The 15,240-nt window shown below is 72.1% G+C and carries 14 protein-coding genes, 1 tRNA gene and 1 riboswitch; of the genes, 8 read left to right on the top strand and 7 right to left on the bottom strand.

The genetic code is table 11. The annotated features are described in order from the left end of the window. Window positions 1–22 precede the first annotated feature (22 nt). Window positions 23–1,426: a glutamate decarboxylase gene (locus tag ACZ3HQ_RS09435; RefSeq protein ID WP_467509124.1), complete on the top strand. Its 1,404-nt coding sequence runs from the start codon at window positions 23–25 to the stop codon at window positions 1,424–1,426. Window position 1,427: 1 nt separating this feature from the next. Here the strand turns inward: ACZ3HQ_RS09435 and ACZ3HQ_RS09440 are convergent, their stop codons facing one another. From ACZ3HQ_RS09440 to ACZ3HQ_RS09450, 3 genes are all read right to left on the bottom strand, one after another. Beyond that, window positions 1,428–1,976, bottom strand: coding sequence for a DinB family protein (locus ACZ3HQ_RS09440; RefSeq protein ID WP_467509125.1), 549 nt, complete (start codon window positions 1,974–1,976; stop codon window positions 1,428–1,430). A gap of 123 nt (window positions 1,977–2,099) precedes the next feature. Then, entirely contained in the window at window positions 2,100–3,560 is a 1,461-nt protein-coding gene (locus ACZ3HQ_RS09445) for an aldehyde dehydrogenase family protein (protein ID WP_467509126.1), read from the bottom strand. Between the two features lie 114 nt (window positions 3,561–3,674). Next, the gene (locus ACZ3HQ_RS09450) at window positions 3,675–4,499 is read right to left on the bottom strand and encodes a helix-turn-helix domain-containing protein (RefSeq protein WP_467509995.1); all 825 of its coding nucleotides are present in this window, start codon (window positions 4,497–4,499) and stop codon (window positions 3,675–3,677) included. A gap of 333 nt (window positions 4,500–4,832) precedes the next feature. Here ACZ3HQ_RS09450 and ACZ3HQ_RS09455 point away from each other — a divergent pair, with 333 nt between their 5' ends. Continuing rightward, window positions 4,833–5,342, top strand: coding sequence for an ATP-binding protein (locus ACZ3HQ_RS09455; RefSeq protein ID WP_467509127.1), 510 nt, complete (start codon window positions 4,833–4,835; stop codon window positions 5,340–5,342). 119 nt (window positions 5,343–5,461) lie between these two features. Here the strand turns inward: ACZ3HQ_RS09455 and ACZ3HQ_RS09460 are convergent, their stop codons facing one another. Continuing rightward, window positions 5,462–5,731, bottom strand: a complete 270-nt coding sequence (locus tag ACZ3HQ_RS09460; protein WP_387650679.1) for a DUF397 domain-containing protein — start codon at window positions 5,729–5,731, stop codon at window positions 5,462–5,464. Window positions 5,732–6,129: 398 nt separating this feature from the next. On the opposite strand from ACZ3HQ_RS09460, the gene ACZ3HQ_RS09465 reads away from it, so the two are divergent. After that, window positions 6,130–6,612 carry a hypothetical protein gene (locus ACZ3HQ_RS09465; protein ID WP_467509128.1) on the top strand — a complete coding sequence of 161 codons (483 nt, stop codon included), beginning with the start codon at window positions 6,130–6,132 and terminating at the stop codon, window positions 6,610–6,612. Between the two features lie 99 nt (window positions 6,613–6,711). Then, window positions 6,712–7,239: a DUF4232 domain-containing protein gene (locus ACZ3HQ_RS09470; RefSeq protein WP_467509129.1), complete on the top strand. Its 528-nt coding sequence runs from the start codon at window positions 6,712–6,714 to the stop codon at window positions 7,237–7,239. A gap of 151 nt (window positions 7,240–7,390) precedes the next feature. Here the strand turns inward: ACZ3HQ_RS09470 and ACZ3HQ_RS09475 are convergent, their stop codons facing one another. Then, on the bottom strand, window positions 7,391–8,500 hold the full coding sequence (locus ACZ3HQ_RS09475; RefSeq protein WP_467509130.1) for a DUF2786 domain-containing protein: 1,110 nt from the start codon (window positions 8,498–8,500) through the stop codon (window positions 7,391–7,393). A 133-nt stretch (window positions 8,501–8,633) separates the two neighbouring features. Between ACZ3HQ_RS09475 and ACZ3HQ_RS09480 the strand changes: the two genes are divergently transcribed. The 4 genes from ACZ3HQ_RS09480 (at window position 8,634) to ACZ3HQ_RS09495 (ending at window position 13,346) form a co-directional block, all read left to right on the top strand. Continuing rightward, the gene (locus ACZ3HQ_RS09480; protein WP_467509131.1) at window positions 8,634–9,413 is read left to right on the top strand and encodes a Clp protease N-terminal domain-containing protein; all 780 of its coding nucleotides are present in this window, start codon (window positions 8,634–8,636) and stop codon (window positions 9,411–9,413) included. Window positions 9,414–9,473: 60 nt separating this feature from the next. Next, window positions 9,474–11,141, top strand: a complete 1,668-nt coding sequence (locus ACZ3HQ_RS09485) for a bifunctional 3'-5' exonuclease/DNA polymerase (RefSeq protein ID WP_467509132.1) — start codon at window positions 9,474–9,476, stop codon at window positions 11,139–11,141. A 28-nt stretch (window positions 11,142–11,169) separates the two neighbouring features. After that, a riboswitch (guanidine-III (ykkC-III) riboswitch) is annotated at window positions 11,170–11,234 on the top strand. 10 nt (window positions 11,235–11,244) lie between these two features. Beyond that, a complete protein-coding gene (locus ACZ3HQ_RS09490; RefSeq protein ID WP_467509133.1) occupies window positions 11,245–11,559 on the top strand; it encodes a DMT family transporter in 315 nt (104 codons plus the stop codon). A 116-nt stretch (window positions 11,560–11,675) separates the two neighbouring features. Continuing rightward, the gene (locus ACZ3HQ_RS09495) at window positions 11,676–13,346 is read left to right on the top strand and encodes an eCIS core domain-containing protein (protein WP_467509134.1); all 1,671 of its coding nucleotides are present in this window, start codon (window positions 11,676–11,678) and stop codon (window positions 13,344–13,346) included. A 63-nt stretch (window positions 13,347–13,409) separates the two neighbouring features. Here the strand turns inward: ACZ3HQ_RS09495 and ACZ3HQ_RS09500 are convergent. Continuing rightward, window positions 13,410–13,483 (bottom strand) — tRNA-Thr (locus ACZ3HQ_RS09500). Between the two features lie 106 nt (window positions 13,484–13,589). Beyond that, entirely contained in the window at window positions 13,590–15,224 is a 1,635-nt protein-coding gene (locus ACZ3HQ_RS09505; RefSeq protein ID WP_467509135.1) for an alpha/beta hydrolase, read from the bottom strand. Window positions 15,225–15,240 lie beyond the last annotated feature (16 nt).

Raw genomic sequence — 15,240 nt, forward strand, 5'->3', positions numbered from 1 at the left:
CCCCCTGATGGAGGCACGGCCCATGGCGCTGCACCGAGGTTCCAGGAAGCACGGGGAACGTCACATATCCGTCAACCCGTTCTTCGGGGACGCCGACCCCGTGAGCGGGATGACCGAGGCGCCGCCCACCCACCGGATGCCGGACGCGCCGCTGTCCCCGGCCACGGCCTACCAGGTCGTCCACGACGAACTCATGCTGGACGGCAACGCCCGGCTGAACCTGGCCACCTTCGTCACCACCTGGATGGAGCCGCAGGCCGGGGTGCTGATGGCGGAGTGCCTGGACAAGAACATGATCGACAAGGACGAGTACCCGCGCACCGCCGAGCTGGAGCGGCGCTGCGTGGCGATCCTCGCCGACCTCTGGAACGCCCCCGACCCCTCGGCCGTGGTCGGCTGCTCCACCACCGGCTCCAGCGAGGCGTGCATGCTGGCCGGCATGGCGCTCAAGCGCCGCTGGTCCAAGCGGAACGCCGACCGGTATCCGGGGGCCCGCCCCAACCTGGTGATGGGCGTCAACGTCCAGGTCTGCTGGGACAAGTTCTGCGACTTCTGGGAGGTCGAGCCCCGGCTGGTCCCCATGGAGGGCGACCGCTTCCACCTCGACCCGCGCGCGGCGGCCGGACTGTGCGACGAGAACACCATCGGGGTCGTCGGCGTCCTCGGCTCCACCTTCGACGGCTCCTACGAGCCCGTCGCCGCCCTCTGCGCCGAACTGGACGCCCTCAAGGAGCGCACCGGCCTCGACATCCCCGTCCACGTGGACGGCGCCTCGGGCGCGATGGTGGCGCCCTTCCTGGACGAGGACCTCGTCTGGGACTTCCGCCTCCCGCGCGTGGCCTCGATCAACACCTCGGGCCACAAGTACGGGCTCGTCTACCCCGGCGTCGGCTGGGCGCTCTGGCGGGACACCGGCGCGCTCCCCGAGGAGCTGGTGTTCCGGGTGAACTACCTGGGCGGCGACATGCCCACCTTCGCGCTGAACTTCTCCCGCCCCGGCGCCCAGGTCGCGGCCCAGTACTACACGTTCCTGCGTCTGGGCCGCGAGGGCTACCGCGCGGTGCAGCGCTCCACCCGGGACGTGGCGACCTACCTGGCCGAAAGGATCGAGGCGCTCGGCGACTTCCGTCTGCTGACCCGCGGCGACCAGCTCCCGGTCTTCGCCTTCACCACCGCCGGCCACGTCACCGCGTACGACGTGTTCGACGTCTCCCGGCGGCTGCGGGAGTACGGCTGGCTGGTGCCCGCCTACACCTTTCCGCCGGACCGGGAGGACCTCTCCGTGCTGCGGGTGGTGTGCCGCAACGGGTTCTCCCACGACCTGGCCGACCTCTTCCTCGCCGACCTCACCCGCGCCCTGCCCGGCCTGCGCCGCCAGCAGGGGCCGACCGGTGACCGGGAGGCGGCCACCGGGTTCCACCACTGAGCTAGGACATTTGCCGCTGCTCCTCCAGCGCGACCAGCTCGAACGCCGTCTTGCCGTCCAGGGACTCCCGGATGATGTCGGCGTGGCCGGCGTGCCGGGCCATCTCGCGGATCAGGTGGAGACAGAGCCAGCGCAGCGAGACCGCGCCGTCCGGCGGGAACCAGGGGGCGGAGGGCAGCGGGAAGGTGTCGTCCAGGCTGGGCGCGGAGCGGATCAGCTTCTCCGTCCCCGCCGCCAGCTCGGCCCAGTACGCGAGCTGCTGCGCGACCGTCTCATCGTCGGTGAGCTGAAAACACTCGTGCCAGTTCGACTGGTCCCGCTCCACCGCGGGCGGCTCCTGCCGGGCGCGGGCCTGCCACGCCTGCTCGACCTCGGCGACATGCTTCAGCAGGCCGCCCAGCGACAGTTCGCTCGCGCTGGGCCGGGTGCGCGCCTGCTCCTCCGTGACGCCCAGCAGGGCCCGGCGGATGCCGCTCCGCTGCTCCTCCAGGAACGCCAGCAGTGCTCCGCGCTCGTCGCCCGGCGCCTCGGCTCCCACATGAGTGACCATGACCGTCCGCCTCTTCCCTCGGCTACCGCCGGGGCCGTCCGCCCCGACACCGACGAAGCTACGGGCCATCGAGGTCAGATCCTGTCCTCAATGGCCCGTGGTGCCGGAACTTCTCGCGCCGGCTCAGAACGGGAAGCCGCTGCGCCCGTGCTGCACCGAGATCCACTTGGTGGTGGTGAACGCCTCCAGGGTCGTCTCGCCGTTCAGCCGGCCGGTGCCGGAGTGCTTCTCCCCGCCGAAGGGCACGATCGGCTCGTCGTGCACGGTGCCGTCGTTCACATGGAACATCCCGGTGTCGATCCGCTGCGCGAAGGCCACCCCGCGCTCGATGTCACCGGTGTGGACGGCGCCGCTGAGCCCGTAGGGGGTGTCGTTGACGAGGCGGACCGCCTCCTCCTCGCCGTCGAACGGGACGAGGAAGACGACCGGCCCGAAGACCTCCCGCCGCAGCAGCTCCGACCCCTCGGGCACGTCGGTGAGCACGGTGGGCGCGACCAGGTTGCCCTCGACCGGGCCGTGCACCAGCGCCGTGGCCCCCTCCGCGAGCGCCTGCTCGACCACGGCGGACAGGGCGTTCGCCTGCGTGGAGTTGATGACCGGGCCGATGACCGTGGCCGGGTCGCGCGGGTCGCCCACGGGCAGCGAGCGCACCTTGGCGACGAACTTCTCGGTGAACTCCGCTGCCACCGAACGGTCCACCAGCACCCGGTTGGCCGCCATGCAGACCTGCCCCTGGTGCACGAAGCGGCTGAAGACGGCCGCGTCCACCGCGTAGTCCAGGTCGGCGTCGTCCAGCACCACCAGCGCGCTGTTGCCGCCGAGTTCGAGCACCGCCCGCTTGAAGTGCGCGGCGCACACGGTGGCGACATGGCGGCCGGTGCCGTCGGAGCCGGTGAAGGAGATGACCCTCGGCACCGGGTGCTCCAGGAAGGCATCCCCGATCTCCGCGATGTCGGTGACGACCACGTTGAGCAGCCCGCCGGGCAGACCCGCGTCCTCGAAGAGCTTGGCGATGACGGTGCCGCCCGCGATCGGGGTGTTCTGGTGCGGCTTGAGGACCACGCCGTTGCCGAGCGCGAGCGCCGGGGCGACCGACTTCAGCGACAGCAGGAAGGGGAAGTTGAACGGGCTGATCACGCCCACCACACCGACCGGGACCCGGTAGACGCGGTTCTCCTTGCCCTCCAGGGGGGACGGCAGGATGCGGCCCTCGGGGGCCAGCGCCAGATGGACCGACTCGCGCAGGAACTCCTTGGCGAGGTGGATCTCGAAGCCGGCCTTCACGCGGGTGCCGCCCAGCTCCGCGACGATCAGCTCGGCGATCTCCTCCTCGCGCTCCTGAAGCAGGGTGAGGGCCCGCTCGAAGACCGCGCGACGCGCGTAGGGGCTGGTGCGCGCCCATTCCTTCTGGACGCGCTCGGCGGCCCGGTACGCCTGGTCGACCTCGTCGACCGAGGCCACGGTGATCGAGGCCAGCTTCTCGTCGTCGTAGGGGTTGAAGTCGATGACGTCCCAGGAGCCGGTGCCCGGCCGCCATTCGCCGTCGATGTACTGCTGGGCCAGGTCGCTGAAAAAGGCCGCCATGTGATCCCTCAATCGTGAGCGTACGGCTGAGTCACGCCAGGTGCTGATCACAGGCCATCGTACTGGTGCGCTACGGAGAGCGAGGAGCGCGTGGCTCCTCAACTCCGTTGTATGTCACACCTGTTCAGCGAGCCTCGCGATGAGTTCGCGGCTCTCCTCGGGACCGGGACTGTCCTGCTGGAGTTCCTTGAGGGCGTGCTCGTACTGGGCGACGTCCTCGCGCTTGTCCAGGTAGAGGGCGCTGGTGAGCTGCTCCAGGTAGACCACGTCGGAGAGGTCCGACTCGGGGAAGCTGAGCAGGGTGAAGGCACCGCTCTCCCCGGAGTGTCCGCCGAAGGCGAAGGGCATCACCTGAAGGCGGACGTTGGGCCGCTCGGAGACCTCGATCAGGTGCCGGAGCTGACCGCGCATGACCTCGCGGTCGCCGTACGGGCGGTGCAGGGCGGCCTCGTCGAGCACGATGTGGAACTCGGGCGCGTGCTCGCCGAGCAGGTGCTTCTGCCGCTCCAGGCGCAGCGCCACCCGCCGCTCGACGTCCGCCGCGCTCGCGCCGCGCATGCCGCGCCGGACGACGGCGCGGGCGTAGTCCTCGGTCTGGAGCAGGCCGTGCACGAACTGCACCTCGTAGACCCGGATGAGGTGCGCGGCGCCCTCCAGGCCCACATACGTGGGGAACCAGCTCGGCAGCACGTCGGAGTAACTGTGCCACCAGCCCGCCACGTTGGCCTCCCGCGCGAGGGAGAGCAGCGACTCGCGCTCCGCCTCGTCGTCGATGCCGTAGAGCGTCAACAGGTCTTCGACGTCCCTGGTCTTGAAGCTCACCCGGCCCAGTTCCATCCGGCTGATCTTCGACTCGGAGGCGCGGATCGAGTAACCCGCCGCCTCGCGTGTGATCCCCCGCGCTTCCCGCAGCCGCCTGAGTTGCGAGCCGAGCAGCATCCGCCGCACCACCGATCCGGGCTCTCCCGCGCTCACGTACGTCGCCTCCCCAACCATCCGCAAGTGACTGAGTCTGCCACTAAAACACTTCAAGCAGTACTCGTGCGGTTACGGAAACGGAAAGAGGTGAACCGTTTCTGCGTGCCAGAGGTCACGACCACTGGCGCCGATGTGCGCCCCGATGGCGGAAAAAATGGCCAAGAAGCGGTACGCGCAGGGCGATTTCGGCCGCGTGCACGTGCATCTGCCCTTGCATCTGCTGTGCGCATCCGAAACCATGGGTGCCGCGCCACCGCTGCCTCGCAACGACCGCGAATTCCGGGAGTGCCTCGCATGGGGACGAATGGATCGACCATGCTCAAGCCGTTACGGCAGGGCCTTCCTCCGCTGGACCCCTCGGCGGTGTCCGACGCCGCCTCCTGCGCGCTGCCGGCCCGCTACGAAGCCGTCCGCGAGGCCCGGAACTTCACCCGCTCCACTCTCGGCCGGTGGGACGTCGGCGACCGCTTCGACGACATCGCCCTGGTCGTCTCCGAACTCGTCACCAACGCGCTGCGCCATGCGCTCCCGCCCTGCGGGGGACAGTCGGCGCCCGTGCGGCTGCATCTGCTGCGCTGGACCGGGCGGCTGGTGTGCGCGGTGCGCGACCCCAGCGACGAGAGTCCGGTGCCGCGCGAGACCGAGGACGACTTCTCCGCCGAGTCCGGGCGCGGGCTGCTGCTGGTGGAGTCCTTCGCGGACGGATGGGGCTGGCACCCGGCTTCGGACGAGGCCGGGGGCAAGCTGGTGTGGGCGCTGTTCCGGCTCGGGAAGGACGACGTCGGGCAGGACGAACTCGGGTAGGGCGGTGCGGCGGGGCTGAACGTCGGGCAGCGCGGTTGCGGGTGCCCGACTCCCTTGCTGGTCAGGGGTGTTGACATCGTTGCCGGACCGGCTGCCGCCCAGGGGTGCCGGGGGTGGGTTCAGCCGGCGATGAGGTGGTCGAACTCGCCGTCCTTGATGCCGAGCAGCATCGCCTCGATCTCCGCGCGGGTGTAGACCAGCGCGGGGCCGTCCGGGAAGCGCGAGTTGCGCACCGCGACCTCACCGCCGGGCAGCCGCGCGAACTCCACGCAGGAACCCTGGGAGTTGCTGTGGCGGCTCTTCTGCCAGGCCACGCCGTCCAACTGCGTGGCAGCCATGCCGTTGTACACGTCGTACCCCCCGTACACGTCGTCAACGTAGCGGTCCACAGGTCGCTCCCCGCTGTGCACTGGTCTGATGTGGCCGATCGACCCGGATCATAACCTTGTTCATGTGCAGATGAATGGGCAGATGCACGTGCACGGCGGGTGTTCCCGCGGTTACAGCTTTGACGTCCGCTTTACCCGAGCCGCTGGGGCAGGTGATGTCGACGCGTCTGCCCGAAAGCGGCTCGTGGCATGCCTGGGGGCGCGCCAGGCCCGCGCTTCCGCGCCAGGTCGTCCGGATCGGACCGTCCCGCTTCGGGGGAGACGCGCGCCGCACCCTTTCTGTTGCCCGGTGTCCCGGATTCCCCCCGGTAACGGCTGGTAACTTGCTGCGGACCTCCGGCTCAGGGGGGCCTCGCGCACGGCCGGCGGGGCGACCGGCTACTGGTTGGGAGCTTGACGTGACGACGGCGAAGGTACGGGCCGCTGCGGCGGCGGCACTGATGGGCGCGCTCGCGCTGACCGTGACGGCGTGCGGCGGGGACAGCTCGCCGGACGACTCCCCCGGCACGAGCAGCGCGGCCCCGGCGCCCTCCGGCGCGGACGGTTCCGGCGGCGCGGGCGCCTCCGACCGGCTCCAGGGCAGTTGGATCACCACCGGCGGCGGCAAGATCGTCGCCCTGGTCATCACCGGCAGGCAGGCCGGCCTCTTCGTCACCGGCGGCACGGTGTGCAGCGGTACGGCGGGCGAGCAGTCCGGCCATGGTGTGATCAAGCTGACCTGCCAGGGCGGCGACGACAGCCGGGCCGAGGGCACGGTCGACTCCGTCAGCGGCAAGGCCCTGAAGGTGACCTGGAAGGGCAGCGCCGGGTCGGAGTCGTACACCAGGGCGGAGGGCGGCAAGCTGCCCACCGGGCTGCCGACGAGTTTGCAGCCGTCCTAGGCGCTCCCCGTCCTGGTGAATCGGCGGGGGCGCGTGTCGGCGCGCCGCGCCGAGGCGCCATGATGCGGGGAGACGTCACGACCTCGATGGGACCAGTACATGCGCCGCGTCATTCCGCTCACCCTCACCGCTCTCGCCGCCGCCCTCGCCCTGACCGCCTGCGACGACGGCGGCAGCGGCGGCGCGGACGGCGCCAAGAGCAAGGCCGGATCGGGCTGCGCGACCGGCGCGGTGGCCCTGGAGGTCGGCTCCGCGAGCGTCGCGCCCGCCGCCGGGGACACCGGCGAGGTGCCGGTCAGCATCACCAACCAGAGCGCCCCCTGCACCCTGGACCACTTCCCCGGCGTCGTCCTGCGCCAGGGCGACCGCACGGTGAAGCTGCCGGTCAGCGAAGGCGCGCAGGCCCAGACCCTGAAGCTCGCCAAGGGTGCGTCGGCGTCCTTCACCGTCTCCTACACGCGAGGCGCGGACGGCGACGCGAAGGCGCTGGCCGCGAGCACCATGGAGGTCACGCTGCCGGGCGGCGGCGACGCGAAGACCTTCCCCTGGAAGTTCGGCCCGGTGGCGGCCAAGGGCGCGGACTCGGTGAACGCTTCGGTGAGCGCGTTCCAGCAGGTCGGAGACTAGGGCTCCGCCTGGGGGCGGGGGCTCGGCCGGGCCGGGTTCCACAGCCTGCGGCCGGTACGGCGTCCCGGTCCGACAGCCTGCGGTCGGCGCGGTCAACGCGGGCCGCGCCGCTTCGGTCGGCCTCCGCTCGGCCACGCTCCCCTTCGCGGTCTCAGGGCAGTCTCGGGCGTGACCTCACCTGGGCCTCGTCCGCCGCTTTCGCTCCCTCTGTCCAGCCGGCCTCGTCGTTGATGCCGCGCAGGCGGGTGGTGGTCGTGCGGGGGAACATGGTTTCCAGGCGGTCGGTGACGGCTGTTTCGCGGGTGACCAGTACCGGGAGCAGGTCCTGGGTGACCTGGCTTTCGGCGGCGGCCGCGAGGCGGTCGCCGACGCGGTGGGCGTAGGCGGCGAGGAACGACTGGCGGAAGGTCTTGGTCCGCTTGCGGCCCCCGGCCCGCTGGGCGGCCTCGGCCTTCGCCATCGCGTGCGTGGCCTGCACCAGCAGCGAGGTGTACAGCAGCTCGACCGCCTCCAGGTCCGCCTCGAAGCCGACGACCGTGGAGAAGGCGTACGGCTCGTTCCACACCGCGCGGCAGTGGTTGGCACGGGCGACCGCGTCCAGCAGTACGGCCTTGGCCTGCTCGTACGGCGGCTCGACGCCTATGCGGCAGGCGCCGGGCGCGTCCGGCGCCGGGGCGGAGGCGGCGAGCAGCGCCTCGTCGACGCTGTGCCGGGCCATCAGCTCCTGCGCCTTGGCGGTGAGCGCCTCGGCCTCCTCCGGATACCCGGTGCCCTCGGCCTTGGCGAGCAGCGCGCGGATACGGCCGAGCATGCGCGACGTACCCGGTCCGGCGGGCCTGCGGGGTTCCTCCAGCGGCTCCAGCGTGGGCAGGCGCAGCAGCAGCCGGTACAGCTCCAGGACGGTGGTGGCGTGCGAGAAGCGGTCGGCGGGGCGGGGCTCGGGCTGCTCGGCGAGGGCGTCGAGCTGGGCGGTCCAACGGGGCCCGCGCGGCCGGTCCTTCGCCGCCTGGGCGCGGATCAGCGCGACGGCGAGGCCGAGGTGGGCGTCCTCCAACTCCCGCCGCACCAACCGCGTCACGTCGGCAGGCTGCCACCCGCGCTGCCAGGCGGCCGCCATGAACTCTTCGCCGCGCCGGGTGAGTTCGGCATCGGCACCGGTGTCGGCGGCGAGCAGGGACGCGCCGGTGTCGAGTCCCGAGTCGGTGTCGTCGTAGAGGGCGGCCGCGAAGGCGCGTTCGACGGTGCTGGCAGTGCTGGTCACGTGGTCGATCGTGCCACGGCGGACCGACAGCCCGCCGAAGCCGTCCACAGCCTGTGGAAAACCTCCCGGACTCCCCGCACATCACTGTCAACCATCGGTTGACAGTCCGCTACTGTCAACCTACGGTTGTCACATGGCGACCAACCCGAAAGTCACGGCATCCGTACGCCTCGACGACCTCATCGAGGCCATCAAGACCGCCCACGCCGAACCCCTCGAACAGCTCCAGGACGCGGTGATCGCCGCGGACCACCTGGGCGACGTGGCGGACCATCTGATCGGGCACTTCGTGGACCAGGCCCGCCGCTCGGGCGCCTCCTGGACCGACATCGGCAAGAGCATGGGCGTGACCCGGCAGGCGGCGCAGAAGCGGTTCGTCTCCAAGGAGTCGGCCGACCTCGACCCCAACCAGGGCTTCAGCCGCTACACCCCCCGCGCCCGCAACGTCGTCATGGCGGCGCACAACGCCGCGGTGACCGCCCGCAACGCCGAGGGCCGCCCCGAGCACCTGGTCCTCGGCCTGCTGGCCGAACCGGAGGGCCTCGCGGTCAAGGCCATGGAGGCGCAGGGCGTCGCCGCCGACGCCGTACGACAGGCCGCGACCGCCGCGCTCCCCCCGGCGACCGAGACCACCCCCGACCTGGTCCCCTACGGCCCCGAGGCCAAGAAGGCCCTGGAACTCACCTTCCGCGAGGCGCTCCGCCTCGGCCACAACTACATCGGCACCGAGCACATCCTGCTGGCCCTGCTGGAGCAGGAGAACGGCACCGGTGTCCTGGCCGGCCTCGGCATCACCAAGGAGGGCACCGAGGAGTACGTGAACCGGGTACTGGCGCTGCTCCTGGAGCAGAAGCAGGCGGCCGCCTCGGCCCAGCAGGCGGCCACCCACCCGGACGACGAGCAGGAAGGCTGACCCGCTCGGCGAAGGCGCGGGCCGGACCGGTTGTCAGACCCCCCTGCCACACTCGGACGCATGACCGACCGGTGGGCGCTCGCACCGGCCGAGGACGGTGGCGTGGACGTCGCCCCCCTCGGCCGGGACGGGCTGCCCGCGGGTCCGGTCCGGCGCGAGAGCGATCTCGCCCAGGCGGTGCGGAGCCGCCCGGAGACCGGACGCTGGGTGTGGAGGTCGACCGCCGAGGTCTATCCGCGCCTGCTCGCCACGGGGGTGCGAGTAGAGCGGTGCTACGACGTCGAGGACGCCGAGACCCTGCTCCTGGGCCACGAGGGACGGCACGGCGAACCACGCTCGGCCGCCGCCGCCCTGGCCCGCCTCCGGGGCGGCGCCGTACCGCCCGACCCGCCGCAGCGCGCGGCCGAACCGGGCGCGCAGTCCTCGCTGTTCGAGCCGACCGGCCCCCGGATGCCGCTGACCGACCTCCTGGAGGTCTACGCCGAGCAGCAGCGAAGACACGACCGGACCGCCCACCCCGACCGGATGCGCCTGCTGACCAGCGCGGAGTCGGCGGGGATGCTGGTGGCCGCCGAGATGAACCGCGCGGGCCTGCCCTGGCGCGCGGACGTGCACCGCGCCCTGCTCACCGACCTGCTGGGCGAGCGGTACGCGGGGGGCGGCGAGCCGCGCCGGCTGGCCGAGCTGGCCGACGAGGTGTCCGCCGCCTTCGGCCACCGGGTCCGCCCGGACCTCCCGGCCGACGTGATCCGCGCGTTCGCGCGGGCCGGCGTCAAGGTCTCCTCCACGCGCCGCTGGGAGCTGCGCTCCCTGGACCACCCGGCCGTGGCCCCGCTGCTGGAGTACAAGCGGCTGTACCGGATCTGGGTGGCGCACGGCTGGTCCTGGCTGCGGGACTGGGTGCGCGAGGGACGGTTCAGACCCGAGTTCCACGCGGGCGGCACGGTCACCGGGCGCTGGGTCACCAATGGCGGAGGCGCACTCCAGATCCCCAAGGTGATCCGCCGCGCGGTGGTGGCCGACCCCGGCTGGCGGCTGGTGGTGGCCGACGCGGCCCAGATGGAGCCCCGGGTACTGGCGGCGATCTCCCGCGACCCCGGCCTGATGGAGGTGGCGGCCCGCGAGGGCGACCTCTACCAGGCGGTGTCCGAGCGCACCTTCTCCGGCGACCGCGACCAGGCCAAGCTGGCCGTCCTCGGCGCGGTCTACGGCCAGACCGCGGGCGACGGCCTGAAGAACCTGGCCGCGCTGCGCCGCCGCTACCCCAAGGCCGTGGCCTACGTGGACGAAGCCGCCCGCGCGGGCGAGGAGGGGCGGCTGGTCCGCACCTGGCTGGGCCGCACCTGCCCGCCGGCGGCGGGGTCAGGCGCGGACGCGGCGGAGGAGGCGGGCATCCCGCTGGGCGACGAGCGGGAGGGACGGGAGGGAACAGCCGCCGACCGGGGCCGGGGCCGGTTCGCCCGTAACTTCGTCGTGCAGGGCAGCGCGGCCGACTGGGCGCTGCTGCTCCTCGCGGCCCTGCGGCGCGCGTGCGCGGACCTCGCCGCCGAGCTGGTCTTCTTCCAGCACGACGAGGTCATCGTGCACTGCCCCGCCGAGGAGGCGGAGCAGGTGGCCGAGGCCATCCGGGAAGCCTCCGCGCTGGCGGCCCGCCTCACCTTCGGCGACACCCCGGTCCGCTTCCCCTTCAGCACGGCCGTGGTGGAGTGCTACGCCGACGCCAAGTGAGCGCGCGCCACCTGTGCGACCATGGCGGACAGAGCGCGAAAGCGACTCCTGGACGAGGTGCGCCGTACCCAGCCCACGACAAGACGGCGCGTGGGAGTTCGACATGGGATGGATCGCGCTCGTGATCTCCGGAACGCTGGAAGCGGTGTGGGCGACGGCCCTCGGCAAGTCACAGGGCTTCAGCCGGCCGCTTCCGTCCGTCGTCTTCGTGCTGGGTCTGCTGCTGAGCATGTCCGGCCTGGCCTTCGCCCTCCGCACGGTCCCCGTCAGCACCGGCTACGCGGTCTGGGTCGGCATCGGAGCGGCCCTCACGGCGGCCTACGCGATGCTCTTCGACGGCGAACCGGCCAGTACGGTCAAGATCCTGCTGCTGCTCGGGATCATCGCGTGCGTGGCGGGACTGAAGCTGACGCACTGAGCGGTTCCCCGGACGGCCTCACGTGCCCCCGAGACTGCCCTTATGGTTCTTCCCGGCTGCCCGGGGGCGCGGCGATACTGCGCGGGAACGTGTCATCCCCCTGCCGAAGGAGCAGCGTGCGCAAGCACGAGGAGTACGACACCGCACCGGCCCGGTCCCACCGCCCGGCCGCCCGGCCCGCCGCCCCGGCGCAGGCGCCGCCCTCGCTGCGCGCGCTGCAACGCAGTGTGGGGAACGCGACGGTGGCCCGCATGCTCTCGCAGCGCGACGAGCCGGCCGACGGCCCCGCCGTACAGCGGCGGTCCCGCGTCCACGACGTGCTGCGCTCCTCCGGCCGGCCGCTGGAGCCCGGTGTCCGCGCCGAGATGGAGGGCCGCTTCGGCGGCGCCGACTTCGGTGACGTACGGGTGCACCAGGACGCGGCGGCGCAGCGCTCGGCGGCGGAGATCGGCGCCCGCGCGTACACCTCCGGGCGGCACATCGTCATCGGCGAGAACGGCGCGGACAAGCACACGCTGGCCCACGAGCTGACCCATGTCGTCCAGCAGCGCTCCGGCCCGGTCGCCGGGACGGACACCGGCGACGGCCTGCGCCTCAGCGACCCCTCCGACCGGTTCGAGCGGGAGGCCGAGGCCAACGCCCACCGGGTGATGTCGGGTGGCGGCCACGACCGCGCGGCACCGGCCGGCCCGGCACCCCAGAACGGCCGGGCGCCGATCCAGCGTTACGTCGAGATCTCGCCCGGCGAGGCCAACTACCCCACCAAGCACCGGCGTTCGTCCATCGGCTCCAACAAGAGCGCCGAGAGCGACGACCACTTCTTCCCCAGCCAGCAGGAGGCGGGCGGCAGTTACTTCTCGGACGCGCAGGCGCGCACGCCCAACATCGCCTTCAATGGCAGTGTCCCGCTGCGCCTCTCGGACAGCTTCGACCTGGCGATCGAGCAGGGGCCCGGCGAGTCGAAGGTCTTCTTCGCCACCGAGACCCACATCCGGGCCGCGAACGAGGCGCTCGCCGGCCGCGTACGGCTGCGCCGGGGCTCCCGCTTCCTGAAGGTGACGGGCGAGTCCGGCGAGCTGCGGCTCTACCAGGTCAAGCCGGTGGTGGAGACGAAGCAGACCGGTGTGGCCGGGGCGCTGGGCATGACGCAGAAGGCGACCGGCCTGTCGGTCCTCACCCCGCAACGCTGCAACGAGATGGCGGAGTTCGTCACCGGCAAGAAGGGCCTCTCCTCGCAGGGCATCGGCGCCTGGGAGAACTTCCTGGCCCGGGTCCTCGACCTCGTCGACGGCGGCGGCAGCACACACCTGGACGGCGTCGAGGAGGCGTTGCGGAAGGGCATCGCCGGGGACCAGGCCGCGTATCTGTCCTACTCCCAGACGATGAGCCGCACCTTCCAGGACCTGAAGACCGCCAACTCGCCCGCACTCGACGCGGCCCTGCGCGAACTGGGCCTCAACGAGTTCCTGCCACCCCCGCCGCCCGGCTCCGCCCTGGTGACGGTCGGCTACGGCGACGCCGCCCAGGAGGCGTCCCGCGACCGCGACAACACCTTCGAGTACCACTTCGGCGCCACCGTGGCGACCAGCGGCAACGACTACGTCACCATGGAGAACTACGCCCGCCGCGACCCCGGCGTGGGCAACGCCACCGCCTCCAGCGGCGACCCCTTGTTCTACTTCAAGATGTACGGCACCCGCCCCGACACCGGCGACACCTGGCACGGCAGCCAGGTGTCCACCGGCGGCTTCATCGGCGCGATCCTCTCGATCACCCTGGAGGGCTGACCGCCTCGCGCCGGTCGGGACAACAGAAAACCCCAGGCCATCCGACCTGGGGTTTCTCAGCGGAGCCGCTTTCGGGATTCGAACCCGAGACCTACGCATTACGAGTGCGTTGCTCTGGCCATCTGAGCTAAAGCGGCGTGTCGGACGCACCGGGGTGCGATCGGCAACGTCGGTAAGTCTACACAGGTTCGAGGGGTGGTTCGTACCGGGCCCCGGCCCGAGGGGCCCGGTCACGCGGGGTCGTCAGGTGCAGCGTTTGCCCTCGGCCGGAGGGGTGCCGCGGAGGAGGTAGGTGTTGATCGCGGTGTCGATGCAGGCGCTGCCGCGGCCGTAGGCGGTGTGGCCGTCGCCCTCGTAGGTGAGGAGGCGGCCCGAGGCGAGCTGGCGGGAGAGGGACTGGGCCCAGCGGTAGGGGGTCGCCGGGTCGCGGGTGGTGCCGACGACCACGATGGGGGCCGCGCCCTTCGCCTCGATGCGGTGCGGCTCGCCGGTTGCCTTCACCGGCCAGTACGCGCAGTTCAGGGAGGACCAGGCCAGGTTCGGGCCGAACACCGGGGACGCCTTCTCGAACCGCGGCAGCGCCTGCTCCACCTGCTCCGGGCCCTCGAAGGCGGGCGGCAGGTCGAGGCAGTTCACGGCCGCGTTGGCCATCATCAGGTTGCTGTAGTGGCCGCGGGCGTCGCGCTCGTAGTAGCTGTCGGAGAGCGCCAGCAGGCCCGCGCCGTCGTTCTCGTCCATCGCGGAGTTCAGCGCCTCGCGGAGCTGCTCCCAGGTGCTCTCGTCGTACATCGCGGCGATCACGCCGATGGTCGCCAGCGACTCGGTCAGGCGGCGGCCGTCCGCGTCGCCGGCCGGGATCGGGTGCGCGTCGAGCGTGCGGAAGAACTTCTCCAGGCGGTCGCCCACCTGCGCCGGCGTGGCGTCCTTGCCGTCCAGCGGGCAGTCGGCCCGCTCGACGCAGTCCGCCGAGAACGCCTGGAACGCCGTCTCGAAGCCCGCCGTCTGGTCCAGGTTGAGCTGCCTGGCGTCCAGCGAGGGGTCCATCGCGCCGTCCAGCACCAGGCGGCCGGTGCGGTGCGGGAACAGCCCGGCGTAGGTCGCGCCGAGGAACGTGCCGTAGGAGGCGCCCACGTAGTTCAGCTTCTTGTCGCCGAGCAGTTCGCGCAGGACGTCCATGTCGCGGGCCGCCTCGACGGTGGAGACGTGCCGCAGCAGCTTCGCGGAGTGCTCCCCGCAGCCCTCGGCGAACTTCCGGTCGGCGCCGACCAGCGCGTCCCTCTCCATGGCGTCGTCCGGGGTCATGTCCGTCTGCGTGAACGTGTCCATCCGGCGGCCGTCGAGGCACTCCACGGGCTCGCTGCGGGCCACCCCGCGCGGGTCGACGGCGACCATGTCGTAGCGGGCGCGGACCTCGGCGGGATAGCCGATGCCCGCGTACTGCTGGAGGTAGGCGATCGCGGAGCCGCCGGGGCCGCCCGGGTTCACCAGCAGGGAGCCGAGCGGCTTGCCCTTGCCCGTGGCCTTCTTGCGGGCGACCGCCAGCTTGATGTCGCCGGAGGCGGGCTTGTCGTAGTCGAGCGGCACCTTCATCGTGGCGCACTGGAAGCCGGCGGCGCCGCACTCCCGCCAGCTCAGCTTCTGCTGGTAGTACGGCGACAGCGCCGACGGCGTCGACACCGGCAGCGCGGCCAGCGCCGCCCCCACGGTGCCGTCCGAGCCCGTACCGCTCGCGCCGCAGCCGGACACGAGCAGCGCGGACGCCACGAACAGGGCCGCCGCCGTCCGGGCCGCGGCGCGGGAGGCGGCCGGCGGGCGGAACGGGCGGCGCGCCAGGGGCGGCCGGGCGGGCGGGGGCAGCGGGGAGGGCCTGGTGTCCATCAGGCGAGCGTAACGC

This window comes from Streptomyces sp. NPDC018263 (assembly GCF_055562575.1).